This window comes from Pseudomonas sp. CM27, assembly GCF_013179515.1.
Classification (GTDB): Bacteria; Pseudomonadota; Gammaproteobacteria; order Pseudomonadales; family Pseudomonadaceae; genus Aquipseudomonas.
The window spans coordinates 1-26,904 of sequence record NZ_JABMCN010000057.1 but is presented as its reverse complement, the minus strand read 5'-3'; the positions used below and the strand labels follow the sequence as shown (position 1 = coordinate 26,904).

The window sequence follows — 26,904 nt, the reverse complement described above, 5'->3', positions numbered from 1 at the left end:
CCGGCAGGATCATGATGTACACCTCGGGGTGGCCGAAGAACCAGAACACATGCTGGAACAGCACCGGGTCACCGCCACCTGCGGCACTGAAGAAGCTGGTGCCGAAATGAATGTCCATCAGCATCATGGTCACCACGCCCGCCAGCACCGGCATTACCGCAATCAACAGAAACGCGGTGATCAGCCAGGTCCAGACGAATAGCGGCATTTTCATCAGGGTCATGCCGGGTGCACGCAGGTTGAGGATCGTGGCGATCACGTTGATCGCGCCCATGATCGAGCTGATGCCCATCAGGTGAATGGCGAAGATGAAGAAGGTGACGCTGGCCGGTGCGTAGGTAGTGGAAAGCGGTGCGTAGAAGGTCCAGCCGAAGTTGGGCCCGCCACCCGGGCTGAACAGCGTCGAGACCAGCAGCAGGAAGGCCGCCGGCAACAGCCAGAAGCTGAAGTTGTTCATCCGCGGCAGGGCCATGTCGGGCGCGCCGATCATCAGCGGGATCATCCAGTTGGCCAGGCCGACAAAGGCCGGCATCACCGCGCCGAACACCATGATCAGCCCATGCATGGTGGTCATCTGGTTGAAGAACGCCGGCTCCACAATCTGCAGGCCGGGCTGGAACAGCTCGGCACGAATCACCATGGCGAACGAGCCACCCAGCAGGAACATCAAGAAGGCGAACCACAGGTACAGGGTGCCGATGTCCTTGTGGTTGGTGGTCAGCACCCAGCGCATCAGGCCCTTGGCCGGGCCGTGCGCGTGGTCATCGCCGTGGGCGTGGTCGTCGATCACTGCACTCATGTCCTGTCTCCTGCAACCCATTGATTGCCGCGAGTAACCCGGTTCACTTGGCTTGCGCCTGCTTCAGCGCCAGCACGTCCTTCGGCGTGACCATGTCACCTTTGTTGTTGCCCCAGGCGTTGCGCTCGTAGGTGACCACTGCGGCGAGATCGACTTCCGACAGCTGTTTGCCGAAAGCGGCCATTGCTGTGCCGGGCTTGCCGTGGAACACGATATTCAGATGGCCTTCCTTCGGCCCGGTGGCGATCTTCGAGCCTTTGAGCGCCGGGAACATCGGTGGCAGGCCCTGGCCTTCGGCCTGGTGACAGGCCACGCAGGTGGTGTGGTAGACCTTGTCACCACGTGCCACCAGTTCCTCCAGGGTCCATTCCTTGCTGGTCAGCTCCTTGAGCTTGGCGGCCTCGGCCTTGCGCTCGCCCAGCCAGGTGTCGTAATCAGCCTTGGACTTGACCTCGACCACCACCGGCATGAAGCCGTGATCCTTGCCGCACAGCTCGGTGCACTGGCCGCGGTAGATGCCGGGCTTCTCGATGCGGGTCCAGGCTTCGTTGACAAAGCCGGGAATGGCGTCGCGCTTGACCGCAAAGGCTGGCACCCACCAGGAGTGGATCACGTCGGCGGCAGTCACCAGGAAGCGCACCTTGGCGCCCACCGGCAGCACCAGAGGCTGGTCCACTTCGAGCAGATAGTGCTCGTCCTTGGGGGCTTGGTTGTGGATCTGCTCGGCAGGGGTGGCCAGGTTGCTGAAGAACTCCACATCCTGGCCCAGGTATTTGTAATGCCACTTCCACTGGTAGCCGGTGACCTGAATGTCGATGTCCGATTCGCTGGCGTCGTAAATGTCGATCAGGGTCTTGGTCGCCGGAATGGCCATGACCACCAGGATCAGGAAGGGCACCACGGTCCAGAGGATTTCCACCCAGGTGTGCTCGTGGAAGTGCGCGGCCTGCTGGCCGGTAGAGCGGCGGTGGACCACCATCGACCAGAACATCGCGCCGAACACCACGATGCCGATGATCACGCAGATCCAGAAGATGGTCATATGCAGATCGAAGACGGCGTTGGAGACCTCCGTCGCCCCCGGGTGCATGTTCACGGTCCAGGCTGCGTTGGCCTGACCAAAAACCGACCACAACAGGAGGCCCATCCAGACATGTGGATGTCGCATCATTGCGGGTTCCCCTTCTCGTTCTTGTTGTCCCGGAGGCGTGGCCTGCGGCAAGAGGGAACGGCGGTCAAGACTACCTGGCTTCGACGACCGAGCCCCTGCAAAAGCAGCTGGGCCTCATCAACGAATCACGTTCATCGGGAGTATAGTCAGCGACCAATGGCACGCAATGAAGCCAGTGAAATGAACTTCACCAAATGGCCAGATGCCCGGAAAAGCGCGTGTTTGATAGGCTATGGCCCAATAATGGCCACCCGATATGCCTGAGGATGCACACGTTTGCGCGACTTATAACAAATACGTCTTAGGTATTCTGTATACCGAGCTAATTTAGTGTCTTCCGTTTGAAACGTAATGTCCCTGGAGTTGTCATGAACATCGCTGCTGTACGCGAGCAGGTAAGCCAAGCCCATCAACACGAAGGCCAGACCGGCCAATTGAAAGCGCGTCTCGAGCTGCAACTGCCGCACCTGCACCCCTCGATCCAACTGCCTGAGCAGGACGCCCAGGGTACTTTGGCGCGCTTCGTCAGCGCCTACATCGAACAGGTCCCGGAACTGCTCGAGGCTGCCCACGAGGTTGCCCTGGAAGCAGGGATCGAATCGCAGATCAAACCTGTACTGAAAATTGCCGAGGCCTATTTCCTGCAGCCGCCAGAGGTCATGGACGGGCATGTCGGCCTGGACTGCCTGCTGGATGAGGCGTATCTGGCGCACCGGCTGGTGGAAGAGGTGAACGACCTGTACATCCGTCACTTCCAGCAGCCGCTGATTCCGTTCGATACCACCATGGCCAACCTGATTGCTCACCAGTTGATCGGCGAAGAATTTGCCAACCAGCTGGATGAAGTGGTGCACCACTCGGTGGATGAGATGCTCAATGAGCAGAGCTTTGCGGTGGAATCGGTAGAGGCATACCGCGAGAAATTGAGCAGCCCGGCAACGGGTGAGGCTTGGAAACGCTGGCCATGCCTGTCGCGCCAGCTGGGTGTTGAGCTGGGTCAACCGGCCTGATACTCCTGTCCCGGTCTTTTCGCGGGTGAACCCGCTCCCACAGGTACTGCACCGGCCTTTAAACCTGTGTTGAACCTGTGGGAGCGGGTTTACCCGCGAAGAGGCCAGTTCAGGCGATACAAAACTTCCGGCTTTAGGCCCCAACCCCCGCCGTAGTCCGCAACCGCCCCTCGATGCGCCGTTTCAACCGCCGCTGCTCGATCAGCAACCGCGACCCATGGGCTGCATTGCTGCGCCCCCAGTCCTCCAGCAACTCAAGGCACGAGTGGTCGATATAGCTCAGGTTGCCCAGCGGGACATGCAGCGTGGTCCCCGCCGGCACACCGTCCAGCACCTGGGTCAGCGCCGGCACCTTGAGGAACGTGGCCGCACCACTGAGCCGCAGCTCCATGTGCCCGGCCTTCTCCAGGCTGACCAAATTGATTTTCAGCCGCGCCGCCTTGAACGCCAGCTTGAGCAAGGTCAGGGCGAAGCCCAACAGCACCCCGGTCAGCAGGTCGGTGAAGATGATCGCTAGCGCAGTCGCTGCGTAGGTCAACATCGGCATGCGGCCATAACGACCCAGACCACGAAACGCCTTGAAGTCGACCAGCTTGACCCCGGTAAACACCAGTACCCCCGCCAGGCTCGCCACCGGGATCTGCTGCAGCACGCTGCTCAACACCACCACGAACGCCAGCAACCAAAGGCCATGGAAGATCGCCGAAGCCCGCGTCTGTGCACCTGCCTGGACGTTGGCCGAGCTGCGCACGATCACCCCGGTCATCGGCAATGCACCGAGAATCCCGCAGAGCATGTTGCCGATGCCCTGTGCGGACAACTCACGGTCGAAGTCCGAGCGCTGGCCGCTGTGCATTCGGTCGACTGCCGCCGCCGACAGCAGGGTTTCAGCGCTGGCAATGAACGCCAGGGCAAAAGCGGCGACCAACAGCGTAGGGTCGGCCAGCTTCATCAGGTCATCCGGGCGCAGCCAGTCGATGGCTTCGGACAAGTCTGCCGGCACCTGCACGCGGTTCACCGGCAACGCCAGCCACATGGCGATGGCGGTCATCGCCGCCACACCCAGCAAGGCGCCTGGCACAAAGCGCAGCCGCTGCGGCCGCAGGCGCTCCCAGCCCCACATGATGACGATGGTAGCCAGTCCCAGCGCACCGGCCATCCAGCCTGAGCCTGCGCTTTCCTGCGGCAGGGCGGCGGCCAGGGTAGCCGGGAACTCCAGCAGGTTCTGCAGGCCCGACGGCTGTGGCGCCGTGTCGAACATCACATGTACCTGGGACAGCACGATCAGCACGCCAATGCCGGCCAGCATGCCGTAAACCACTGCAGGCGCCGTAACCCGAAACCAGCAACCCAGCCGCAGGCGGCCAGCCAGCAACTGCAATACCCCGGCCAGCAGCAGGATCGGCCCGAGCATGGCCATGCCGTGCTGGCGCACCAGCTCGAACACCAACACCGCAAGGCCGGCAGCCGGACCACTGACCTGAAGCGGCGAACCTGCAAGGAAACCTACGACAACGCCGCCGATAATGCCGGTAATCAAGCCTTTTGCCGGCGGCATGCCGGAGGCAATGGCGATACCCATGCACAAGGGCAGGGCCACCAAAAAGACCACTACCGACGCCAGCAACTCTCGCGGCAGGGCCGCTTTCAACTGTGTAATGTTCACCGTGTATCTCCTTTTTTTGTCGCACGGCCGTTCCTCTGGCCGTGGGCACGTTGGCCCCTGACAAGCGCGCAGGCGCAGCCCGCCAGCGAAAATGCCGGCACGGCAGTCAGGGAATTCAGGGCAGCCGAAGGCCGCGCCACACCCTGCAGGGTGCGGCCGGCTATCAAGGTTCTAGTTGTGGACGGGTCGCTTAGTAGCGGCCTCTCGGAGTAGCGCAGGGGACCGGCTCGCCAGCAGCCAGGGGCAGGAAGCTGTCGCTGGCGGCGTCGTAAGCTTCGATCTTGCTGGTCTCGATGTCGTACACCCAGCCATGGATGTACAGCTCACCGGCTGCCAGGCGCGAGGCCACCGAAGGGTGGGTACGCAGGTGATGCAGCTGGGCGATGACGTTTTCCTTGGTCAGCACCTGCATGGTTTCGTGTTCGCTGCCGCAAGAGCAGTTGTTTTCAACAACGGTGCGAGCTACTTCAGCGTGGCGCAACCAGGCAGAAACGGTCGGCATCTTGGTCAGCGATTGCGGATTGAGCACGGCACGCATGGCGCCGCAGTCGGAGTGGCCGCAGACGATGATGTGGTGCACGCCCAGTGCCAGCACGGCGTATTCGATGGCGCTGGAAACGCCGCCGTTCATCTGGCCGTAAGGCGGTACCACGTTACCCACGTTACGGGTCACGAACAGGTCGCCTGGCGAGCTTTGGGTGATCAGCTCGGGGACGATGCGCGAGTCGGCGCAGGTGATGAACATGGCGCGTGGTGTTTGCGCAGTGGCGAGCTTCTTGAACAGCTGTTGCTGTTCGGGGAAGACGTCATGGTGAAAGCGCAGAAAGCCATCGACAATGTGCTTCAGGGCGGCATCGGCGCTCTCCGCGGGGACCTGCGGTACGGCCTTGGATGGGTCCTTGACGGGCATGATTCATCCTCTTGACGGTGTGTAGGTAAATCCATTTTACCGGTGAAAGATTCTGGCTATGCAGGGATTTAGATGACACGCACGGGCCATAGATCACAGTCGGTGTGGACTGATTTCCTACGCTAGCGGGGGAAACTTAACTGAAACTTAATTCGCAGGCTCTAGAACGGGTGTTCCAGATGAAATAGGCGGGAACTGGATAATAGCAAAAAAACATCAACTGCCAATATGTATTAGCGTCGTTATTGGCTGCTATTAGTTGGGTTGTGAGCAAAGAGCAGGGCCTGGGCAGGATCCGAATATCAGAACAGGGCCATCTGCCCACCGGGTACACAGAACGCAGAGCAATCCAGCGCCTGCGCCTCCCGCCCCTCGAACTCCAGGCGTTTCATGGCCTTGGCAAACCGCTGCGCCAGCAACTCGGCAAACACGCCTTCACCGCGCATGCGGGCGCCGAACCGGCTGTCATACAGTTCGCCGCCCCGGCTCTGGCGGATCAGGCTCAGTACATGCGCGGCCCGCTGCGGGTAATGGTCTTGCAACCACTGCTCGAACAACGGCGCCACCTCCAGCGGCAGGCGCAACATCATGTAGGCCGCGCTCTGAGCACCCGCCTCTCTGGCTGCCTCCAGCAAGCGCTCCAGTTCACTGTCATTGATCATCGGAATCATGGGCGAGCACAACACCCCAACCGGTACACCCGCCTCGCGCAACACCCGAATCGCCCGCAGCCGTGCTGAGGGTGACGCCGCACGTGGCTCCAGCACCCGCTTCAGGTCATCGTCCAGCGTGGTCAGGCTGATCATTACCTTCGCCAACCGTTGCCGTGCCATCTCGGCCAGCAGATCAAGGTCGCGCAGCACCAACGAACCTTTGGTAACGATGGTGACCGGGTGGCGAAAACGCAGCAGCACTTCAAGCAGACGCCGGGTCAGCAAGTGCTCACGCTCGATGGGCTGGTACGGGTCAGTGTTGGAGCCCAGATTGATCGGCGCGCAAACGTAGCCCGGCTTGCTCAATTGCTGGGCAAGCACCTCGGCAGCGTTGGTCTTGGCGATCAGCTTGGTCTCGAAATCCAGGCCCGGGGAAAGGTCCCAGTATGCATGCGAGGGACGAGCGTAGCAGTAGATGCAGCCATGCTCGCAACCCCGGTACGGATTAATGGAGCGATCGAAGGGCAAATCGGGAGAAGTGTTGCGGCTGATGACTGTCTTGGCAGTCTCGATTCGCACTTCGGTCCCTTGGGTCGCCGGCACCTCCTGATACCAACCATCGTCCTCAGCCGTCGAATGGTGCAACGCAAAGCGGTTATGCGGATTATGCGCAGTGCCGCGACCTTTCCGGGGTGCTGGAGTGAACATGGCTTGAGCCTCATACTGTATTTACATACAGTAATCACATGGCAGCGTTTTCTCCAGCACCACTGGTCATCAGACGGGCATCAAAGCAGCCCGTTGTGCTTCAAAAACCGCGAATTGTCCAAGGGCCGCCCGAGAAATGCTTCGTGACTCTGGGCGAATGGTCGCGAGGCGGCGGGCTCGAAGAATGTTTCAAGCAGCGACCTTCCGGCTGCTGCGTCAAGCAGCCCTGCTGACTCAAAACGTGTGAACAGGTCCCAGGCATGAGCATCGGCCCAGAGATAGGCGTAGAACCCGGCATCGTAACCCGCCACAAGGTAGTCGAAGCCGTGCAGCGGCTTTTCGAACCCGGCCAGCGGCCAGCGCCCCGCGCGGTTATTGGCATCCCGAACTCGGTCATCAAGGCTGCGGCCATCCCGAGGTGTCAGGTGCAAGTCGAAATCGAGAAGCGACAGGCTCAAGGTCCTGGCACAGGCGCGACTATGGTCGGCCCGCAATTGCACAAGAAGCGAGCGCAAGGCTGCCACCTCCAGCCGCTGGCCAGATTGATGATGAGCGGAGATGCTGGCGAGGTAGTCGGCATCCCATACCCAGCATTCGAACAGTTTGCCGGCTGCCTCAACGCCATCGTTGCCGAGCCGGCGAATATCGGACAAGACATGGTTGCTCGTGCGCACCAGCAGTGAATGCAACGCATGGCCAAACTCGTGGAACAGCTTTCTCAGCGCCAAGTGATCAAGCAGCGGAGGAACCCCGTCGGTACCCATGCGTACATCGCTGATCATCGCCACCACTGCACCATGGTACCGCCCCTCTGCATCTGTACGTCTATGCCTGTAGGCAAGGGTTTGCACAGTGTCTGGCTGCTTGTATTCATGCAGGAGAGCATCGAGATAAAGGTAGCCCAAGGAGGCATGGTCCTGGATGACCTCGAAGGCGCTCACACTTGGGTGCCAGGCTTTGGGGTCGTCAATTTTTTTCAGCTGCACACCAAACAAGTGCCTGGCTAAATCAATCAGAGCAGCAACCACCGTTTCGAGCGGGAAGTATTCCTGCATCTGGCTTTCGGTGAGCGCGCGTTCGCCACCGCGACCAACCTCATGCAGGTACTCCACGTCCCACGGCATGATCTGATCAATGCCTTGCTCGGCAGCCAGGCTATGCAGTCGGCTGTTTGAAGCCTCGATAACAGGCTTGATACGTTGCTCCAGCCCTCCAAGAAACGTCTGCAAATCAGCAACAGTGCCGATGCTTTTGCTGGCCAGGCTGAATGCCATGTGGCTGTCAAAGCCCAACAATCGGGCCCTGTCACTGCGGGCTTCGGCGATTTTCTGAATGACAGCACCGTTGTCAGTCTTAGTGTCACTGGCGCCACGGGTCAGGTAGGCGCGGTAGATATCTTCACGAAGTGATCTGTCCTCGGCGTATTTCAACACAGTAGTAAAATTGGCGAGGTCGCAGGTGATCAACCAGCCCGCGAGCGATGCCGCCTTGGCATTGTCTTCCAACTGGGTGACCAGGTAGTCGGGCAGACCCGTCAGCCGCCCCTTGTCTTCGACATGTACCGACAGGGACGATACAGAATCAGTGAAGTTGTACTGAAACTGGCCAATCAGCGCCTGAAGCTGTGCCTCCAGCGCCTGTACTTGCACCTTGACTTCGCTGCTCAACAGCACGCCCCCGCGGTGGTACTCCTTGAGAATCAGGGTCAAGGTAGCCTTCTTCTGAGTATCCAGGTTCTGACCGATAGCGCTGTCGGTCAGACGCTTGTACAGGGTGTAAAGCTCAAGGTTCTTGAACTTGTCGGTGAAACACGCTTCAACTTCGCCAAACGCCTGGCCCATCACGTCCTGCCACTGCTGATCGCGGTCGGCCATAGGCAGGAAGGCATAGAATGCACCTTGCAAGTCAGCATCAAGTTCATCTACGGCAAGCACGAGGTCGTCCCAGGTAGGGAGATCAGCCTGGTGCTTTATGACTCGCTCGATACCTTGCTGGTAGCGAGCAACACTGGCCTGGATTGCTGCCAGAGCGAGCTCGGGAGTGGTTTGCTCGTAATTCAGCAGCTGTTGGGAATTCAGCAGAACGTTCATGGTGCCGGCCTTTACGATTGCGAAAGAAGGCCAGGAATATCCGGCTTTCTTTCGCAACCACGGCGCGCAACATCTACCACCCATTGCAGGTGGCCTGAAACCCGTCACTCGGTCGGTTTTTTCAACTTCGGGTTCGGAAAGAACTGCACAGTCTGCACCTTGGCCGGCGCCGCCTTCGGCGCCAGGTGATTGACCCGGGTACCCAGCTCCTTGGGCACGGAAAGGCCCTGCTCGTTAAGCGTATCGGTGAAGCCGCAGGCCACGCACTCACGGTGCGGGACACCGTCCTCGTTCCACATCATCAGCTTGTCCGGCTCGCTGCACGCCGGGCATACCGCCCCGGCGATAAAGCGCTTCTTGGTCTTGTTCACAACTACCTCGCTCATGCTGCCGCAGCCTCGCTCAGGCCACAGTGACGCAGCAACGCATCGATGGAAGGTTCACGGCCACGGAAGTCGACGAACAGCTCCATTGGCTCGCGCGAGCCACCGCGGGCCAGGATCGCTTCACGGAAGGCACGGCCAGTCTCGGCATTCAGCACGCCTTCTTCCTCGAAGCGCGAGAAGGCGTCAGCCGACAGCACTTCGGCCCACTTGTAGCTGTAGTAGCCTGCTGCGTACCCACCAGCAAAAATGTGCGCGAAGCTGTTGGGGAAGCGGTTGTAAGCAGGCGGGCGCATGACCGACACCTCGTCGCGCACGCCTTCGAGCACCTGCAGCACGCTGCGGCCGTCACCGTGGCTGGCGTGCAGCTCGAAGTCGAATAGCGAGAACTCCAACTGGCGCACCATCATCATGCCGGACTGGAAGTTCTTCGCCGCCAGCATCTTGTCCAGCAAGTCCTGGGGCAGGGCGGCAGCGGTTTCGAAATGGCCGGAGATCAACGCCAGGCCTTCTGGCTCCCAGCACCAGTTTTCCATGAACTGGCTTGGCAGCTCGACCGCATCCCAGGCCACGCCGTTGATACCGGATACACCGGCATGTTCGATGCGGGTCAGCATATGGTGCAGACCATGGCCGAACTCGTGGAACAGGGTGGTGACTTCATCGTGGGTCAGCAGCGCCGGCTTGCCTGGGGCGGCCGGGGTGAAGTTGCACACCAGGTTGGCCACCGGGCTCTGCAACTCGCCGGCAGCGGTACGGCGACGGTCGCGGGCACCGTCCATCCAGGCGCCGCCACGCTTGTTGGCGCGGGCGTACAGGTCGAAGAAGAAGCGGCCCACGTGCTGGCCGTTTTCCTTGATCTCGAACAGGCGCACGTCCGGGTGCCAGGTGTCGAAGCCCTTGAGCTCCGCGATTTCGATGCCATAAAGGCGTTGCACGATGCTGAACAGGCCGCCCAGCACCTTGTCGATCGGGAAGTAGGCGCGCAACGCTTCCTGCGACACGCTGTAGCGCTGTTCACGCAGCTTCTCGCCGAAGTAACCGGCGTCCCAGCTGGCCAGCTCAGGGCAACCCTGCTCGGCGGCGTACGCCTGAAGCTGCTGCAGGTCCTGGGCGGCAAAAGGCTTGGAACGCTTGGCCAGGTCACGCAGGAAGCTAAGCACCTGGTCGCCGGACTCGGCCATCTTGGTGGCCAGGCTCAGCTCGGCGTAGTTCTTGTAGCCCAGCAGCTGTGCCAGCTCCTGGCGCAGGTCGAGGATTTGCTCCATCACCGGGCCGTTGTCGAACTGGCCGGCATTCGGGCCCTGGTCCGAAGCGCGGGTGCAATAGGCGGCGTACAGCTCTTCGCGCAAGGCGCGGTCACTGGCGTAGGTCATCACCGCGTAGTAGCTGGGGAATTCCAGGGTGATCAACCAGCCGTCGAGGCCCTTGGCCTGGGCTGCGGCAGCCATCTGCGCCTTGGCCGAATCGGTCAGGCCGGCCAGCGAGGCTTCGTCGGTAACGTGCTTGGTCCAGGCCTGGGTGGCATCCAGCAGCTGGTTGGAGAAGCGGCTGCCCAGCTCGCTGAGCTTGCTCTGCACCTCGGCATAACGCTGCTGCTGGTCCGCCGGCAGGTCGATACCCGACAGGCGGAAGTCACGCAAGGCGTGCTCGAGAATGGTCTTTTGCGCCACGTCGAAACCGTCGGCTTCCGGGCTGGCGATCAGCGCCTGGTACGCTTCGAACAGCGCACGATTCTGGCCCAGTTCGGTAGAGTAGGCGCTCAATGCTGGCAGGCAGGACTCGTAGGCCTCGCGCAGCTCGGCGCTGTTGCACACCGCATTGAGGTGGCTGACCGGGCTCCAGGCAGCGCCCAGGCGGTCATTGAGTTCGTCCATGGCCAGCACCAGGCCGGCCCAGGTGGGGTTCTTGCCCTGGTTTTCGAGGATCTCGGCAATGGCTTTACGGTTGTCGGCCAGGATCGCTTCGATCGCCGGCAACACGTGTTCGGCACGGATTTGCGAGAAGGGCGGCAGATCGTAGGATTGCAGAAGCGGGTTGTTCGCACTCACGGTTCGGATACCTTGGCAGAAGAAACACTTCCCCATCTTAATTACAATCGACGCCGACCGCAGCAGGCAGCCTGCCTATCGGCACAGATGAGAGACGCTATCATGGCCATCCGAAGCTTCCAGCAACACACTCCGAAAGTTGGACCACGGGCTTTCATCGACCGTTCGGCGGTAGTACTGGGCGACGTGGAAATCGGTGAAGACAGCTCTGTATGGCCCTTGACCGTGGTCCGCGGCGACATGCACCGCATCCGCATCGGCGCCCGTACCAGCGTGCAGGACGGCAGCGTGCTGCACATTACCCACGCCGGCCCGTTCAACCCGGACGGCTACCCGCTCATCATCGGCGATGAAGTAACCATCGGCCACAAAGTCATGCTGCATGGCTGCACCCTCGGCAACCGCATCCTGGTTGGCATGGGCAGCACTGTCATGGACGGCGCCATTGTCGAGGACGAAGTGATCATCGGCGCTGGCAGCCTGGTGCCGCCGGGCAAGCGCCTGGTCAGTGGCTACCTGTACATGGGCAGCCCGGTGAAGCAGGCCCGGCTGCTGAACGACAATGAACGCGCATTCTTTTCCTACAGCGCCGGCAACTATGTGAAGCTCAAGGACCAGCATCTGGCCGAAGGCTACGATCAACCTGAATGACCGCATTCGCGGGTAAACCCGCTCCCACAGGGATACCTCAGCCCCTGTGATGCCCAGTGGGAGCGGGTTTACCCGCGAATGCTGGCCACAGAGAACTCAAGTGGAACCCCGTACATGCATCAGCAAAACATCCTGTTCGACCTCGACGGCACCCTGACCGACCCGCGCCTGGGCATCACTCGCTCGATCCAGTACGCGCTGGCCAAACTGGGCATCGACGAGCCGGACCTGGCCCGCCTCGAACACTTCATCGGCCCACCGCTGCTGCAGGCGTTCATGCAGTTCTACAGCTTCGACGAAGCCAAGGCCTGGGATGCGGTGAACTTCTACCGGGAGCGCTTTCGGGTCACCGGCCTGTACGAAAACCTGGTGTTCGAGGGCGTGCCCGAGCTGCTCGAGGCTTTGAACGGCCAAGGCCGCACTCTGTATATCGCCACCTCCAAACCGTGGGAGTTCGCCCGCGAAATCGCCCGTCACTTCGCCTTCGACCATCACTTCAAGGTGATCTACGGCAGTGAGCTGGACGGCACGCGCACCAACAAAGTCGAGTTGATTCGCCACCTGCTGGCTGAAGAAGGTCTGGACCCGGCGCAGACGCTGATGATCGGCGACCGCAAGCATGACCTTATCGGCGCCCGCAGCAATGGCGTGCAGGCAGTGGCTGTGGGGTACGGGTTTGGTAGCCAGGAGGAGTTGGTGGCGCAGGAGCCGGCATTCCACTTTGCCACCTTGGCCGAGATGCATCAGGCATTCGTCAAGGCTTGATAGCCATGGGGCTGCTTTGCAGCCCATCGCCGGCAAGCCCAGCTCCCACAGGTACTGCATCCATCGCAAATCCTGTGCGGTCCCTGTGGGAGTTGGCTTGCCGACGATGGGCCGCAAAGCGGCCCCGTAATCTCAAAGGCTTACCATCAACCGCTGCAACGCCACTTTCCTTTCTGCAATCGGCAATTTCCCCAGTTGCTCAACCCGCTGATAAAACTGCCCCCAATCCCCATCAACCTCGCGAAACACCGCCGCAAACGCCGGCACCCACTGGTCATACAGCCCGAATGGCAACAACTTGGCATTGTTCATCGGCCCATATATCCAGGTGTCATAGCGCTTGTCCCCGCCCCACTGACCATCCCGAACCTGCCGGTATTCCCGCCTCAGCCGCTCGAACTCCGCCCGTTTGGCCAGGCGCTTGTGCCCATCATCCAACGGCCCGGCATAGATCGCCTGCAACCGTTCACGGCTGGCCAATACCAAGCGGATGAATTCGTCACGCTGCTGCCCCTGGTCCCCGCCAACCGGCGCCAGCCCACGCGCCAAGCGCCATTGCCGGGTTCCCTCCTGCTCGACAAAGGAGGCAAACGACTCGTTGAACTCGGTATCGTCCTGCACGTAGAAACGCTGGTGGGCCAGTTCATGGAAGATCAGCGTGGCCAGCCGCTCGTCCCCCCAGCCCACCATCGACGACAGTATCGGGTCATCGAACCAGCCCAGGGTCGAATACGCTTCAACCCCACCCACATACACATCCAGGCCGTTCTGGCGCATCAGCGCCGCCGCGCCACGTGCCGCACCCTGCTGGTAATACCCGCGGTACGCCACGCATCCTGCAATCGGAAAACAGTGCGTGACTGGCTGCAACGACAGCTCTGGCGTGGCGAAGACATTCCACACCACATACGGGCGGCCGAGGTCGGCATAAACCCGATAACTGCGATTGTCCGGCAGTTTCAAATGCTGGCTGGCAAAAACCCGTGCCTGCTCGGCATGCTGCAGATGCGCACGCAATTTCGCCGGCGTGGTCGGGTCGGCCACTACCTGCTCCACGAGTTGCCGCGCCCGCAGCAGCTGCCACTGGCCCTCGGCCAACTGCCCATAGTAGGCAGCACCGCTGCAACCGTTCAGCAGAAGCGTCGCCAGCAGCGGAACCAATCGGGTGAAAACGCGGTCGAGTGCCCGATGGCCTGAGCGCTGCACAAGAAAAAGTCGAAGCATCCGGGACTGTCTGACTCGCTCAAGGTCGATTCGCTCCAAGACTATCTCGCCAAGGGGGAGTTTCGCCATGCGTGCATTGCTGGTCGCCGGTTCACTGCTGCTGATTTCCGCCTGTTCGACCCTGCCAGACGCAGACCCGAATCAGGCCTGGATCGACCTTACACCCTACGAAAACAGCTCGCTGGACGCCGTGCAGGTCGACGAACGCGACTGGGCTGACAGCCGCTACTTCGAGGTACAACCTGGTAGCCATGAATTGACCGTGCGTTACCAGTTCCCGGTCACCCCCAGCAATATCGGCCCGGTCGACGAGCCGCTGTGGCGCGATTGCCAGGTCAAGCTGACCTTCAAGGACTTCAGCGCCGGGCAGCGTTATCAGCTGCATGCTGGCAGCATTGGCTTCCGGCCCTGGATCAAACTCTATGACCACCAGCAAAGACTGCTTGGCCAAGGCCTGCCGGCGGGCTGCCAGCGCACCTGAGCCACGCAAACGGCGCTATGCTTGTAGGGTGTAAATCGCAAGTGGGAGTTTTGCCATGCGCCAGCCCATGATGCTGATCGCCCTCAGTGCACTGGGGGCCTGCGCCAGCCCCTTGCCGCCCGTCGACCCCAAGCAAGCGTGGATCGACCTTTACACCATGACCCCGGGCAGGGTGATCATGGCCGACCGCCTGGACGGCAAGCGCCTGGAGGACGGCCGCTACTTTCAGGTGACGCCGGGCAAGCACGAACTGGTGGTGCGTTTCGATTATGAAATCTACTCGGGCGGGATCATGTCCGAGCCCAGGGACCGTACGTGCTACCTGACCGTGCGTTTTGACGACTTCAAGGCTGGAGAGCGCTATCGCCTGGAAGCGCGGGCGCCAGTCATGCAGCCGCAAGTGCTGCTGTACGACGCAAGCCGCACGGTGGTGGTGAACGAGCCGAGCGAAGTGTTCTGCATTCCGTGAATCCTGGGGCTGCATTGCATCCCCAGGATTGCGAACCTAGCGATCATTCTTCTGATAAATGATCTTCTTGGTGCCGCCATCGCAAGTCCCGACCACCATGTTCTGGTCCTTGACCTCACTGTTCGGCACGATTTCCAAGGTATAAGAGGCAACCCCCTGCGCCTGGATCTTTGCCTCGATCTCGGCTTTGAGCTCTTCGCACGGCTTGACCGCCGCCAGCGCAGAGGTGGCAACCAGGGAAGCCAATACAGCGATTGCTACGCGGATCATGGAACGGCTCCTCAAAGGGCAGCGTGCTGCCGACGCTGTTTAGACTACCGCAAACTGCCCCTGTTGCACCGCTTCAGCCCACCAGGGCGGCATCCAGGCTGATTTTGGCGTTCAATACCTTGGACACCGGGCAACCTTCCTTGGCCTTGTTGGCGATTTCCAGGAACTGCGCCTCACTTGCCCCAGGCACCTTGGCCCTGAGCACCAGATGCACGGCGGTAATGGCAAAGCCATCTGCCAGCTTGTCGAGCGTCACCTCGGCAGCGGTATCGATCCGCTCTGCGGTCAGCCCCGCTTCGCCGAGCATCATCGACAGCGCCATCGAGAAACAGCCGGCATGCGCCGCGCCGATCAGTTCTTCCGGGTTGGTGCCGGGCGAACCTTCGAAACGGGTGTTGAAGCCATACGGGTTCTGCTTGAGCGCGCCGCTTTCCGTGGAAAGCAGGCCTTTGCCATCCTTCAGGCCACCTTGCCAGATCGCCGATGCTGTCTTTTTCATGATGCCTCCTGGTCGTGGTTTACATGCGTATGAGTTCAGAGGCCAGCCGCCTACGGCAAGTTCAGACCAATCGCACGGCAAACATTGAATCTGCCGAATATGCCCATACAGAGTTCAAAAGGCCGTTGGCCAACCACCTTTGCGGAGGCTCCATGACGCAGCTGCGTGACCTGAAGATTTCCACCCTCGACCTGGTACCGGTGCGTGCCGACGCCGGCCCGGCGCAGTCACTGCGCAACTCGCTAGACCTGGCACAACACGTCGAGCGCTTTGGCTACAACCGCTTCTGGGTGGCCGAGCACCACAACATGGACGGCATCGCCAGTTCGGCCACCTCTGTGCTGATTGGCTACCTGGCCGGTGGCACCTCGAGCATTCGTGTGGGTTCTGGTGGGGTGATGTTGCCCAACCATGCGCCGCTGGTAATCGCCGAGCAGTTCGGCACGCTGGCCAGCCTGTACCCTGGCCGTATCGACCTGGGCCTGGGCCGCGCGCCGGGCTCCGACCAGATGACCGCTCATGCCCTGCGCCGCGAACGCTCGGGCAGTGCCGACGATTTTCCCGACGATGTCGAGGAATTGTCGCGCTACCTGGGCCCGCGCACCGATGATCAGAAAGTGATCGCGGTACCGGGCCACGACACCGACGTACCGATGTGGTTGCTCGGCTCCAGCCTGTTCAGCGCGCAGTTGGCCGGCATGCGCGGCATGCCCTACGCCTTTGCTTCACATTTTGCGCCGCGCTACATGCACGAGGCCATCCGGGTATACCGCAACCACTTCAAGCCCTCCACCACGCTGGACAAGCCGTATGTGATGCTGGGCATTCCCATGGTGGTGGCGGAAACGGATGAGAAGGCCGAGTACCTGGCCACCTCCGTGTACCAGCGAATCCTTGCGCTTATTCGCGGCCAGAGCCTGATGCAGAAGCCGCCGGTAGAAACCATGGATGGCTTGTGGCTGCCCCATGAGCGCGATGCAGTGAGCAGTTTCCTGGGCCTGGCGATGATCGGCAGCCCGCAGAAGGTGCGAGCCAAGGTGGAAGTGCTGCTGGAGCAGACCGGCGCGGATGAGCTGATCTTCACTTGTGACCTGTATGAGCATGCGGACCGCATCCGGTCCTATGAACTGTTGGCGCAGGCCCTCAAGACCGCGTGACCGTCTTCGCGGGCTTGCCCGCGAAGAAGCCAGCACATCAGCCGCGGCGGTACACAATCTCCTTGGTCCCTGCCTCGCAGCTACCGATCACCTTGCCCGCGGGGTCGCCTTTGTTGACGATCTCAAGCTTGTAGCCTTTGACCCCTTTGGCATCCAGCTTGGCCGCAATTTCCGCCTTCAGCTCTTCACACGGCTTGCCTGCTGCCAGCGCACCGCCGGCCAGGGTCATCAGGCCGAGCGCCAGAATCAGTTTGTTCATCATTCGCTTTCCTTGTGCAGATGAAATCAGAAAGGGCGCCAGCCAAGGCGCCCTCTTCGTAATACCGCATCACGCCGGAATCATCCAGCCCGCTGGTGTTTCAGCTGTTGGCAATACGGAAGCCGACCTTCAGCGTGACCTGGAAGTGCGCCGCCTTGTTGTCGCGGATGTGGCCACGGGTATCGATCACTTCGAACCACTCCAGATGCTTGATGCTCTTGCCGGCTTCGGCCAGGGCGTTGTTGATCGCATCTTCGATACTGGTGGGCGAGGACCCTACCAGTTCGATCTTCTTGTAGGTGTGATGATCGGTCATGAGTGCTCTCCTTGGATGACAGTGAGATTGAGCCTAGCAGCGCAGGCCTGGTTTACCTGCGAGCCGTCAGCAAGCGCTAAAGTTCGATCGCACTTTCCCGCAGTTGGCAGGTCGCAACCCTTACAGCCCATACTGCAAAGGAGAGTCAACATGCACCGCAACTCGCTGCGTAAAACGTCCCTGGAAAGCATGGAAGCAGAGATCGAGAGCCTTCTGAAAAGCTTGGAGAACCTCAAGCACGATGCATCGGAAGAATCCCAGAAGTCGGTGAAGGCAATCCGCAGCAACGCCGAGAGCGCCCTTCGTCATTCGCGCAGCCTGCTGAGCGACGCCTACGAGGAAGTGAAGCAACGCACCCGCCAAACCGGCATCGCCACCCGTGATTACGCTCAGGAACACCCGTACACCACCGCCGGCGTTGCCATCGGCGCCTTGGGCCTGCTGGCGGCTTACCTGCTGACCAAACGCAACTAAGCGCCTTGGCGTGCCAGCTCGGCACGCAACCACTGGGCCAACTGCTCGGCGCGCCCATCTGCGGCGCGCCTGGGCACCCACAGAGCCAGCGCCGCCGGCGTCGGTGAAAAGCCCCACGGTGCACTCAAGCGGCCCGCACGCAGGTCATCGGCGACCAGCGGTTGCGGCGCAATCGCCACACCTAGTCCGGCCACGGCAGCTTCCAGCAGGTAATACAGGTGCTCGAAGGCTTGCCCGTATTGCATGGCCGCCGGTTCCAACCCCTGTTCCAGCGCCCAGGTCGGCCAGGCCTGCGGGCGCGAGGTAGTGTGCAGCAAGGCCTCACCCAGCAAGGCCTTGGGGGGTGCATCCTGCAAACGCTCGAAGCCGGCATAACGCGGGCTGAGCACCGGCCCGATACGCTCCTCTGCCAGTACATGCACCTGCATGTCCGCCGGCCACGGCGGCTCGGCATACACAAGAAGCGCATCAAGCCCCGGTCGCCGCGGGTCGAGGTCGCCTTCACCCGCCGACAAGTGCAGGCGCAATTCGGGCAAGTCCGCCTGTAGCCGCCCAAGTCGCGGGATGAACCAGCGCGCCAGCAGGCTACCCGAGCAGCCCAGCACGAACGGGGCCTGGCTGACATCACGGCTCAGTTCGGCACACACGCTGCGCAGGCGGTCGAAGGCTTCGCCACTGGCGTCACGCAGGCGCACACCGGCATCTGTGAGTTTGATGCCGCGCCCATCCTTCACGAACAGCGCAACGCTCAGGTGCTCTTCCAGCACTTTGATCTGCCGGCTGACTGCACCATGAGTGACATGCAGCGCTTCGGCTGCCTGGCTGACGCTGTTTAGCCTGGCGGTCGCCTCGAAGGCTCGCAGGGCATTCAGGGGAGGGAGGTCGTGGGCCATGATACCTGTGAGTTTTTCTGACAAGTGTTCGCAATCTTATCGGTTTTCAGCCGGCCTTGCCCTGTTTACAGTAAAGCCCATCACTCATTCATTACGCCCTGGAGCGACCCATGACCCAGTCCCAATACCGCCCCGGCCCCGACGCCAACGGCCTGTTCGGCTCGTTCGGCGGCCGCTACGTGGCCGAAACCTTGATGCCACTGGTGCTGGACCTGGCCCGCGAATACGAAGCGGCCAAGGCAGACCCCAAGTTCCTCGAAGAGCTGGCGTACTTCCAGCGCGACTACATCGGCCGCCCCAACCCGCTGTACTTCGCCGAGCGCCTGACCGAGCACTGTGGCGGCGCCAAGATTTTCTTCAAGCGTGAAGAGCTCAACCACACCGGCGCGCACAAGGTGAACAACTGCATCGGCCAGGTGCTGCTGGCCAAGCGCATGGGCAAGAAACGCCTGATCGCCGAGACCGGCGCCGGCATGCACGGCGTGGCCACTGCCACCGTGGCCGCGCGCTTCGGCCTGCCTTGCGTGATCTACATGGGCGCCACCGACATCGAGCGCCAGCAGGCCAACGTGTTCCGCATGAAGCTGCTGGGCGCCGAGATCGTTCCGGTCACCGCCGGCACCGGCACCCTGAAGGACGCCATGAACGAGGCCCTGCGCGACTGGGTCACCAACGTCGAAGACACCTTCTACCTGATCGGCACCGTAGCCGGCCCACACCCGTACCCGGCCATGGTGCGTGACTTCCAGTCGATCATCGGCAAGGAAACCCGCGCCCAGCTGCACGAGAAGGAAGGTCGCCTGCCAGACAGCCTGGTTGCCTGCGTCGGCGGCGGCTCCAACGCCATGGGCCTGTTCCACGAGTTCCTCGAAGAGCCGAGCGTAGAAATCATCGGCGTAGAAGCCGGTGGCCACGGCGTGCACACCGACAAGCACGCAGCCAGCCTGAACGGCGGCGTGCCAGGCGTGCTGCACGGCAACCGCACCTACCTGCTGCAGGACGAAGACGGCCAGATCACCGATGCCCACTCGATTTCCGCCGGCCTGGACTACCCGGGCATCGGCCCGGAGCACGCCTACCTGCACGAAGTGAAGCGCGTGGAGTACGTCAGCATTACCGACGACGAAGCCCTGGACGCCTTCCACGCCTGCTGCCGCCTGGAAGGCATCATCCCGGCCCTGGAAAGCTCGCACGCCCTGGCCGAAGCCATCAAGCGCGCACCGAAGCTGCCCAAGGATCACCTGATGGTCGTGTGCCTGTCGGGCCGCGGCGACAAAGACATGCAAACCGTCATGAGCCACATGGCCGCCCAGGAGAAACAGGCATGAGCCGTCTTGAACAACGCTTCGCCGAGTTGAAGGCCGAAGGCCGCTCGGCACTGGTCACCTTCGTCACCGCAGGCGACCCGGGCTACGACGCCTCGCTGCAGATCCTCAAGGGCCTGCCAGCCGCTGGCGCCGACGTGATCGAGCTGGGCATGCCGTTCACCGACCCGATGGCCGACGGCGTGGCCATCCAGCTGGCAACCCTACGCGCCCTGGAAGCCGGCCAGACCCTGGCCAAGACCCTGCAGATGGTTCGCGAATTCCGGGTAGATAACCAGACCACGCCGATCGTGCTGATGGGCTACTACAACCCGATCCACCGCTTTGGCGTGGACAAGTTCGTGGAGGATGCCAAGCAAGCAGGTGTCGATGGCCTGATCATCGTCGACCTGCCGCCAGAGCATGACGCCGAACTGGCCACCCCGGCGCAGGCTGCCGGCATCGACTTCATCCGCCTGACCACCCCGACCACCGACGATGCGCGCCTGCCGCGCGTGCTGGAGCGCAGCTCCGGGTTTGTCTACTACGTGTCGGTGGCCGGTGTGACCGGGGCCGGCTCGGCAACCACCGAGCACGTCACCGAGGCCATTGCCCGCCTGCGCCGGCATACCGATTTGCCGATCAGCGTCGGTTTCGGCATTCGCACGCCAGAGCAGGCGGCGAATATTGCCCGCCTGGCAGATGGCGTGGTGGTGGGGTCGGCGCTGGTCGACAAGATTGCCCAGGCCAAGACTGCCGATCAGGCGGTGAACGAGGTATTGAGCCTGTGCTCGGCACTGGCTGAAGGGGTGCGCGGCGCCCGGCGCTGATCCGCGCCGCCTGCTTCGCGGGCATGCCCGCTCCCACAGGGACCGCGCCGCTCTAATGGGCTGCGCCGTCCTTGTGGGAGCGGGCGCCCCCGCGAAGAGGCCAGTACAGGCTACACAACCCTAGCCCCCGAAGATCGACAGATCCAAAGGCCGCACAGCCCCCATCCAGATCGCATGATCCCGGTGGTCCGCCAGTTCATCCCCGGTTTCCGGGTGCATGAACACCACCAACCCCTTCCGGTACAGCGCCAGCCAAGGCAACACCACCCCAACCACCTCTGGCCCGAACGCCAGCTGACAGCTCCAGTCCGGGTGTGGCCCTACCGGTTTCTGGTGCATGCGCCCCATGGTCACCGGAAACAGCCGCGCCGCCTCCTCGCACAGTTCCCGGGCCTGCTCCATGGTCGATGCGTCGTAGTAAACGTGGGCGTGGTAACCCTTGATCCTCTGCACGGTAACTCCTGATTGCGGTCGAACCATCACCGCCTGCTTGGGGGCGATGGTGTTGAAAAGGTGGGCGAACAGCTTAACTTGGTAGTCTGGATTGCCGGGGCCGCAAAGCGGCCCCGGCATCTCAAAGGCTGCGCTCATGCTCCAGCCACCCCACAAACCGGTCGATCAACGCACTACGCCGCTTGCGCGGTGGCAGCACCACATAATACCCCCGGGCCGAGCGCAAACTGCCCTCCAGCGGCCGACACAGCAGCCCTTGCTCGACTAGCCCATCCACCAGGTGCCCCCAGCCAATCGCCACCCCCTGGCCCGCAATCGCCGCCTGGATCAGCAAGGTGTAGTTATCAAATCGCAGTTGCCCCGCCGGCGGCGGGCTGGCTACGCCAAACCCGCGAAACACGCCAGCCCAATCGAACCAGCGGCTGGCCAGCTCGCCCTTCAGATGCAGTAATGGCAAACGTTGCAAAGCCACGGCCGACAAGGGTTTGCCATGAATCAGCCGGGGGCTGCAAACCGGGAACACTTCTTCATCGAATAGCCATCGGCTTTCGCCCTGGTGAAAGCGCCCGTCGCCAAACAGCACTGCCACATCGATGTCCGGGCGCAGCATGCCCTGGCTGCGCTCGCCGGTGACCAGGCTCACATCCACCTGTGGATAAGCCTGGTGAAAACGTTGCAGCCGTGGCATCAGCCAGAACGCGGCAAAGGCAAAGTCAGTGGCCACCTGCAGCACCTCGCGCTGGCCGCGCCCGCTGGCCAGGGCGATGCCGTCGTCCATGGCCTGCAGGCCCTGATGCACCTGTTCGAACAGGACCTGGCCGGCCTCGGTCAGCTCGATGCCCCGATAAATTCGGTCGAACAGGCGCGTACCCAGTTGCGCCTCCAGACGCTTTACCTGCTGGCTCACCGCCGGCTGTGTGGTGCCCAGCTCCAAGGCCGCTGCGGTGAAGCCGCGCAGGCGCGCTGCGGCCTCGAACACCCGCAGGGTATCCAGCGACACCTGCGCAAGCTGATCAAACATAAGTGTGGCTAATCCCAGTCATTGCCCGCCATGGGCTTTACCCATGTTATCCACAGTCGCATCTTGGTAGGCAAGCGATTCGCATAATCCTCAACGATGGAAGCCAGCATGACGCGCCCGAATATCCTGTTCATCATGGCCGACCAGATGGCCGCACCCTTGCTGCCGATCTACGCCCCTTCGCCAATCCAGATGCCGCACCTCAGCCGCCTGGCCGAGCATGCCGTGGTGTTCGATTCGGCCTACTGCAACAGCCCGCTGTGCGCGCCATCGCGCTTCACCCTGGTCAGCGGCCAGTTGCCCAGCCGTATCGGTGCCTACGACAACGCCGCCGATTTCCCGGCCGACGTACCCACCTATGCCCATTACCTGCGGCGCATGGGCTACCGCACGGCACTGTCGGGCAAGATGCACTTCTGCGGGCCCGACCAGCTGCACGGCTACGAGGAGCGCCTGACCAGCGATATCTATCCGGCCGACTATGGCTGGGCGGTGAACTGGGATGAACCCGACGTGCGCCCAAGCTGGTACCACAACATGGCCTCGGTGCTGCAGGCCGGCCCGTGCGTGCGCACCAACCAGCTGGATTTCGACGAGGAAGTGGTGTTCAAGGCCCGTCAGTACCTGTACGACCATGTGCGTGAAAATGATGGCCGGCCGTTCTGCCTGACGGTATCCATGACTCACCCGCACGACCCCTACACCATCCCCAAACGCTACTGGGACCGATACGAAGGTGTGGATATCCCCATGCCAAGCGCCGAGTTCAGTCAGCAACAACTCGACCCGCACTCGCAGCGGCTGCTCAAGGTCTTCGACCTGTGGAACAAGCCGCTGCCTGTGGACAAGATTCGCGACGCCCGCCGGGCCTACTTCGGCGCCTGCAGCTACATCGACGACAACATCGGCCAGTTGCTGCAGACCCTGGAAGAATGCAACCTGGCCGACGACACGCTGATCGTGTTCTCCGGTGACCATGGCGACATGCTTGGCGAGCGCGGCCTCTGGTACAAGATGCACTGGTTCGAGATGTCGGCACGGGTACCGCTGCTGATCCACGCGCCGAAACGCTTTGCCCCCGCCCGGATCGGCGCCTCGGTCTCGACCTGCGACCTGCTGCCAACCCTGGTCGAACTGGCCGGCGGGGCTGTGGATAACCACCTGCACCTGGACGGTCGCTCGCTGCTCGGCCACCTGCAAGGGCAGGGCGGCCACGACGAAGTGATCGGCGAGTACATGGCAGAAGGCACTGTCGGCCCGCTGATGATGATCCGCCGCGGGCCGTACAAGTTCGTGTACAGCGAAGACGACCCATGGCTACTCTATGACCTGCGCCGCGACCCGAACGAGCGGGAGAACCTCACCGGCAGCCCGGACCACCAAGCGCTGCTGCAGGCATTTGCCGATGAAGCCAGGCAGCGTTGGGATATCCCCAGTCTGCGCCAGCAGGTTCTCGCCAGCCAGCGCCGACGCCGCCTGGTGGCCGAGGCATTGGCCATCGGCAAGCTGAAAAGCTGGGACCACCAACCGCTGGTGGACGCCAGCCAACAGTACATGCGCAACCATATCGATCTCGATGACCTCGAGCGCAAGGCACGTTATCCACAGCCCGCACCCATGGATTGAGAAGAGAGGCCGCCATGCACAAGTTCCCCGCCACCGTGTTAGCCCTGGCCCTTAGCCTGGCCGCCGTTACGGCCAATGCCGCCGACAGCGACGCGCAATGCAGCACCGTGAAAATGGCCGACCCCGGCTGGAGCGACATCGCCACGACCAATGCCATAGCCCGCCTGTTGCTGGAAAGCCTGGGCTACCAGGTAAAAATCGACAGCCTGGCCGTGCCGATCATCTACGGCGGACTCAAGGATGGCCGGATCGATGCCTTTCTCGGCAACTGGATGCCGGCGCACCAGGGGTTCCATGACAAATTCATTGCCAATGGCGACGTGCAGCAGCTGTCGCGCAACCTGGAAGGCACCGAGTTCACCCTGGCGGTGCCCGACTATGTGTGGAACGCGGGGGTGAAGGACTTCGCCGACTTGCAGAAACATGCCGATCAGTTCGACAAGAAACTGTACGGGATCGGTTCTGGCGCGCCCGCCAACCTCTCGCTGAAGCAGATCATCGACAACAATGAATTCAATCTCGGCCAATGGAAGCTGGTGGAATCCAGCGAACAGGCGATGCTCACCCAGGTAGACCGTGCGGCCAAGAAGCAGCAGTTCATTACCTTCCTCGGCTGGACACCGCACCCGATGAACGTGAAGCTGAAGATGCATTACCTGACTGGCGGCGAAAAATGGTTCGGCAGCAAGGGCGAGGTTTTCACCCTGACGCGCAAAGGATATCCACAAGCCTGCCCGAACGCGGCAAAGCTGCTGGGTAACCTGAAGTTCACCCTGGACATGGAAAACACCATCATGGCCGAGGTTGTGGACCAGAAGATAAGTTTCGATGACGCGGCCAGGGCCTGGGTAAAGGCGCACCCTGAATTGCTGGAAGGATGGCTGGCTGGGGTGACTACCAAAAGTGGCGGGGATGCTAACGAAGCAGTAAAAACCAAGCTGTAAACCAATCCTGTGGGAGCGGGTTCACCCGCGAATGCGGCAGTGAGGCTACCGACGCATTCGCGGGTGAACCCGCTCCCACAGAGGGACAGTGCAACTTAAGGAATGTGGATAACCCATGCATCGCCTCACTCACCTGCTGCCCTTCCTCTCCTGGCTCCCCCGCCAATCGGGCCGCAGCCTGCGCCAGGACCTGCTGGTAGGCCTGAGCGGTGCCATCCTCGCCCTGCCGCAGTCCATCGCCTATGCCCTGATCGCCGGCCTGCCCGCCGAATACGGCCTCTACGCCGCCATCGTGCCAGTGCTGATCGCTTGCCTATGGGGCTCGTCCTGGCACCTGATCTGCGGCCCGACTGCCGCCATTTCCATCGTCCTCTACGCCAGCATCAGCCCGCTGGCCGTGGCCGGCAGCAGCGATTACGTCACCCTGGTGCTGCTGCTGACGTTCCTCGGCGGCATCTTCCAGTTACTGCTGGGGCTGTTGCGCTTCGGCGCACTGGTCAATTTTGTTTCCCACTCCGTCGTGCTGGGGTTCACGCTCGGCGCGGCCATCGTCATCGCCCTGGGCCAGCTGCCCAACCTGCTGGGCATGAACCTGCCAAGCCAGGCCACGGCGCTGAAAACCGTGCAGGACCTGGCCAGCCATGCCGGTGAGGTCGACTGGCCAGCGCTGGCCCTGGGCCTGGCTACTGTAGCGATCGGCATAGCGTGCAAGCTTTGGCGCCCACGATGGCCCAGCCTGTTGATAAGTCTGATTCTGGTCAGCGTGGTGGCCTGGCTGCTGCCAGGCTGGTTTGGCCATGTGCCGCGGGTGGCAGCCTTCACCGGGCAGCTTCCGCCCTTCAGCCCGCTGCCGTTGCTGGACCTGGAACTCATGCTGCGCCTGCTGCCCAGCGCCGTGGCGGTGGGCATGCTGGGGCTGGTGACCAGCCTGTCGATTGCCCGCTCGCTGTCGGCACGCTCTGAACAGCTGATCGACCCTGATCAGGAAATACGTGCACAGGGCCTGTCGAACATCGCCGGGGCTTTTTTCTCGGGTTATTTGTCTGCCGGGTCCTTCACCCGCTCGGGCCTGAGTTATGAGGCAGGCGCCCGCTCGCCCATGGCCGGGGTGTTTTCGGCACTGTGGGTGGCCTTGTTCGCGGTTACCGGGGCAGGGCTGATCGCGCACCTGCCGATCCCGGCCATGGCCGGGAGTATCCTGCTGATCTGCTGGGGGCTGGTTGACCATCGGGGGATTCGGGCATTGTTCCGCGTCAGCCGCTCGGAGTTTCTGGTCATGCTGCTGACAGCGGCGGCGACCCTGCTGCTGGAGTTGCAGACAGCAATTTATGCCGGGGTGCTGGCTTCGCTGTTCTTCTACCTCAAGCGAACCTCACGGCCACGGGTGCAGCAGAGCCGTGAAGGGGAAGCGGACGTGCTGCGGGTGGGCGGGTCGATCTTCTTTGGCGCGGCGCATTACCTGCAGGTGCGCTTGCAGCGCTGCCAGGGGCCGCATGTGGTGATCGATGCGCGGCAGGTGAATTTTATCGACTACTCGGGTGTGGATATGTTGCATCGCGAGGCGCGGCGGTTGATGCGCTCTGGCGGAAGCCTGACCTTGCATCGGGCCAGGCCGCAGGTGATCGAGGAGTTGCAGAAGCTGGAAGGGGTGGCGCTGTGTCCGATACGGTTTGAGGAGTGAGCCGTGGGGCCGCTTTGCGCGGGAGTGTCAGGTTTTTTGTGTGCGGGCCGGTAATGGCCTGCCGCCCGGCAGGCCTTGATTTCACCAGGTTGGCCTGATGAACCGATCTCCGTACAGAATCGCAAATTGATTCATCGCACTTTTCC

At 61.9% G+C, this 26,904-nt stretch carries 28 protein-coding genes; 12 read left to right on the top strand and 16 right to left on the bottom strand.

Features of this window, described 5'->3' with window-relative positions; all coding sequences use genetic code 11:
- Together HP547_RS09735 and coxB are read right to left on the bottom strand one after the other, a co-directional pair.
- A partial coding sequence (locus tag HP547_RS09735) for a cbb3-type cytochrome c oxidase subunit I (RefSeq protein ID WP_172286177.1) occupies window positions 1-799 on the bottom strand: 799 nt, incomplete at its 3' end.
- A 43-nt stretch (window positions 800-842) separates the two neighbouring features.
- Window positions 843-1,970 (bottom strand): cytochrome c oxidase subunit II, encoded by a 1,128-nt coding sequence (coxB, locus tag HP547_RS09730; RefSeq protein WP_172286176.1) that lies wholly within the window; start codon window positions 1,968-1,970, stop codon window positions 843-845.
- 368 nt (window positions 1,971-2,338) lie between these two features.
- Here coxB and HP547_RS09725 point away from each other — a divergent pair, with 368 nt between their 5' ends.
- Complete coding sequence (locus HP547_RS09725; RefSeq protein ID WP_172226559.1) at window positions 2,339-2,980, top strand: hypothetical protein; 642 nt, start codon at window positions 2,339-2,341, stop codon at window positions 2,978-2,980.
- A 133-nt stretch (window positions 2,981-3,113) separates the two neighbouring features.
- Here the strand turns inward: HP547_RS09725 and HP547_RS09720 are convergent, their stop codons facing one another.
- From HP547_RS09720 to prlC, 6 genes are all read right to left on the bottom strand, one after another.
- Window positions 3,114-4,646, bottom strand: coding sequence for a SulP family inorganic anion transporter (locus HP547_RS09720; protein ID WP_172286175.1), 1,533 nt, complete (start codon window positions 4,644-4,646; stop codon window positions 3,114-3,116).
- Between the two features lie 190 nt (window positions 4,647-4,836).
- Window positions 4,837-5,556: a carbonic anhydrase gene (locus HP547_RS09715; protein ID WP_172226553.1), complete on the bottom strand. Its 720-nt coding sequence runs from the start codon at window positions 5,554-5,556 to the stop codon at window positions 4,837-4,839.
- A gap of 302 nt (window positions 5,557-5,858) precedes the next feature.
- Window positions 5,859-6,917: a PA0069 family radical SAM protein gene (locus tag HP547_RS09710; RefSeq protein ID WP_172226550.1), complete on the bottom strand. Its 1,059-nt coding sequence runs from the start codon at window positions 6,915-6,917 to the stop codon at window positions 5,859-5,861.
- An 80-nt stretch (window positions 6,918-6,997) separates the two neighbouring features.
- A complete protein-coding gene (locus HP547_RS09705) occupies window positions 6,998-9,007 on the bottom strand; it encodes a M3 family metallopeptidase (protein ID WP_172286174.1) in 2,010 nt (669 codons plus the stop codon).
- 104 nt (window positions 9,008-9,111) lie between these two features.
- Complete coding sequence (locus tag HP547_RS09700; RefSeq protein ID WP_172226545.1) at window positions 9,112-9,393, bottom strand: YheV family putative zinc ribbon protein; 282 nt, start codon at window positions 9,391-9,393, stop codon at window positions 9,112-9,114.
- Complete coding sequence (prlC, locus tag HP547_RS09695) at window positions 9,390-11,477, bottom strand: oligopeptidase A (protein ID WP_172286173.1); 2,088 nt, start codon at window positions 11,475-11,477, stop codon at window positions 9,390-9,392. Before prlC ends, HP547_RS09700 begins: the two co-directional genes overlap by 4 nt.
- A gap of 66 nt (window positions 11,478-11,543) precedes the next feature.
- Here prlC and HP547_RS09690 point away from each other — a divergent pair, with 66 nt between their 5' ends.
- Both HP547_RS09690 and HP547_RS09685 read left to right on the top strand, forming a co-directional pair.
- Entirely contained in the window at window positions 11,544-12,092 is a 549-nt protein-coding gene (locus HP547_RS09690) for a gamma carbonic anhydrase family protein (RefSeq protein ID WP_172226539.1), read from the top strand.
- A gap of 114 nt (window positions 12,093-12,206) precedes the next feature.
- A complete protein-coding gene (locus HP547_RS09685) occupies window positions 12,207-12,857 on the top strand; it encodes an HAD family hydrolase (RefSeq protein ID WP_172286172.1) in 651 nt (216 codons plus the stop codon).
- Window positions 12,858-12,989: 132 nt separating this feature from the next.
- Here HP547_RS09685 and HP547_RS09680 read toward each other — a convergent pair whose 3' ends face one another.
- On the bottom strand, window positions 12,990-14,063 hold the full coding sequence (locus tag HP547_RS09680) for an aminopeptidase (RefSeq protein ID WP_172286179.1): 1,074 nt from the start codon (window positions 14,061-14,063) through the stop codon (window positions 12,990-12,992).
- Between the two features lie 85 nt (window positions 14,064-14,148).
- On the opposite strand from HP547_RS09680, the gene HP547_RS09675 reads away from it, so the two are divergent.
- Together HP547_RS09675 and HP547_RS09670 are read left to right on the top strand one after the other, a co-directional pair.
- The gene (locus HP547_RS09675; protein ID WP_172231985.1) at window positions 14,149-14,562 is read left to right on the top strand and encodes a hypothetical protein; all 414 of its coding nucleotides are present in this window, start codon (window positions 14,149-14,151) and stop codon (window positions 14,560-14,562) included.
- 55 nt (window positions 14,563-14,617) lie between these two features.
- On the top strand, window positions 14,618-15,031 hold the full coding sequence (locus tag HP547_RS09670) for a hypothetical protein (RefSeq protein WP_172231982.1): 414 nt from the start codon (window positions 14,618-14,620) through the stop codon (window positions 15,029-15,031).
- Between the two features lie 36 nt (window positions 15,032-15,067).
- Here HP547_RS09670 and HP547_RS09665 read toward each other — a convergent pair whose 3' ends face one another.
- Both HP547_RS09665 and HP547_RS09660 read right to left on the bottom strand, forming a co-directional pair.
- Window positions 15,068-15,301: a DUF1161 domain-containing protein gene (locus HP547_RS09665; protein ID WP_172231979.1), complete on the bottom strand. Its 234-nt coding sequence runs from the start codon at window positions 15,299-15,301 to the stop codon at window positions 15,068-15,070.
- Between the two features lie 73 nt (window positions 15,302-15,374).
- Entirely contained in the window at window positions 15,375-15,800 is a 426-nt protein-coding gene (locus tag HP547_RS09660) for an OsmC family protein (RefSeq protein WP_172231976.1), read from the bottom strand.
- 152 nt (window positions 15,801-15,952) lie between these two features.
- On the opposite strand from HP547_RS09660, the gene HP547_RS09655 reads away from it, so the two are divergent.
- Complete coding sequence (locus HP547_RS09655) at window positions 15,953-16,957, top strand: LLM class flavin-dependent oxidoreductase (RefSeq protein ID WP_172286171.1); 1,005 nt, start codon at window positions 15,953-15,955, stop codon at window positions 16,955-16,957.
- A gap of 37 nt (window positions 16,958-16,994) precedes the next feature.
- Here the strand turns inward: HP547_RS09655 and HP547_RS09650 are convergent, their stop codons facing one another.
- Window positions 16,995-17,216: a DUF1161 domain-containing protein gene (locus HP547_RS09650; RefSeq protein WP_172228927.1), complete on the bottom strand. Its 222-nt coding sequence runs from the start codon at window positions 17,214-17,216 to the stop codon at window positions 16,995-16,997.
- 100 nt (window positions 17,217-17,316) lie between these two features.
- Window positions 17,317-17,532: a dodecin gene (locus HP547_RS09645; RefSeq protein ID WP_086976505.1), complete on the bottom strand. Its 216-nt coding sequence runs from the start codon at window positions 17,530-17,532 to the stop codon at window positions 17,317-17,319.
- 150 nt (window positions 17,533-17,682) lie between these two features.
- On the opposite strand from HP547_RS09645, the gene HP547_RS09640 reads away from it, so the two are divergent.
- Entirely contained in the window at window positions 17,683-18,006 is a 324-nt protein-coding gene (locus tag HP547_RS09640; RefSeq protein ID WP_172228925.1) for a YqjD family protein, read from the top strand.
- Here HP547_RS09640 and HP547_RS09635 read toward each other — a convergent pair.
- Window positions 18,003-18,899, bottom strand: a complete 897-nt coding sequence (locus tag HP547_RS09635) for a LysR family transcriptional regulator (RefSeq protein ID WP_172228923.1) — start codon at window positions 18,897-18,899, stop codon at window positions 18,003-18,005. The two genes, HP547_RS09640 and HP547_RS09635, sit on opposite strands and share 4 nt — an antisense overlap.
- Before the next feature lie 110 nt (window positions 18,900-19,009).
- On the opposite strand from HP547_RS09635, the gene trpB reads away from it, so the two are divergent.
- The gene (gene trpB, locus HP547_RS09630; protein WP_172228921.1) at window positions 19,010-20,227 is read left to right on the top strand and encodes a tryptophan synthase subunit beta; all 1,218 of its coding nucleotides are present in this window, start codon (window positions 19,010-19,012) and stop codon (window positions 20,225-20,227) included.
- Window positions 20,224-21,033 (top strand): tryptophan synthase subunit alpha, encoded by an 810-nt coding sequence (gene trpA, locus HP547_RS09625; protein WP_172228919.1) that lies wholly within the window; start codon window positions 20,224-20,226, stop codon window positions 21,031-21,033. Before trpB ends, trpA begins: the two co-directional genes overlap by 4 nt.
- Before the next feature lie 120 nt (window positions 21,034-21,153).
- On the opposite strand, the gene HP547_RS09620 is transcribed toward trpA, so the two are convergent.
- Window positions 21,154-21,486: a DOPA 4,5-dioxygenase family protein gene (locus tag HP547_RS09620; RefSeq protein WP_172286178.1), complete on the bottom strand. Its 333-nt coding sequence runs from the start codon at window positions 21,484-21,486 to the stop codon at window positions 21,154-21,156.
- 121 nt (window positions 21,487-21,607) lie between these two features.
- Window positions 21,608-22,507 carry a LysR family transcriptional regulator gene (locus tag HP547_RS09615; protein ID WP_172228915.1) on the bottom strand — a complete coding sequence of 300 codons (900 nt, stop codon included), beginning with the start codon at window positions 22,505-22,507 and terminating at the stop codon, window positions 21,608-21,610.
- A 108-nt stretch (window positions 22,508-22,615) separates the two neighbouring features.
- On the opposite strand from HP547_RS09615, the gene betC reads away from it, so the two are divergent.
- The 3 genes from betC to HP547_RS09600 all read left to right on the top strand — a co-directional run bounded on the left by betC (window position 22,616) and on the right by HP547_RS09600 (window position 26,758).
- On the top strand, window positions 22,616-24,133 hold the full coding sequence (betC, locus tag HP547_RS09610) for a choline-sulfatase (protein WP_172286170.1): 1,518 nt from the start codon (window positions 22,616-22,618) through the stop codon (window positions 24,131-24,133).
- A gap of 14 nt (window positions 24,134-24,147) precedes the next feature.
- Window positions 24,148-25,077: a choline ABC transporter substrate-binding protein gene (gene choX / locus HP547_RS09605; RefSeq protein ID WP_172286169.1), complete on the top strand. Its 930-nt coding sequence runs from the start codon at window positions 24,148-24,150 to the stop codon at window positions 25,075-25,077.
- 115 nt (window positions 25,078-25,192) lie between these two features.
- Window positions 25,193-26,758, top strand: a complete 1,566-nt coding sequence (locus HP547_RS09600) for a SulP family inorganic anion transporter (protein ID WP_172286168.1) — start codon at window positions 25,193-25,195, stop codon at window positions 26,756-26,758.
- The last annotated feature ends 146 nt before the right edge of the window (window positions 26,759-26,904 follow it).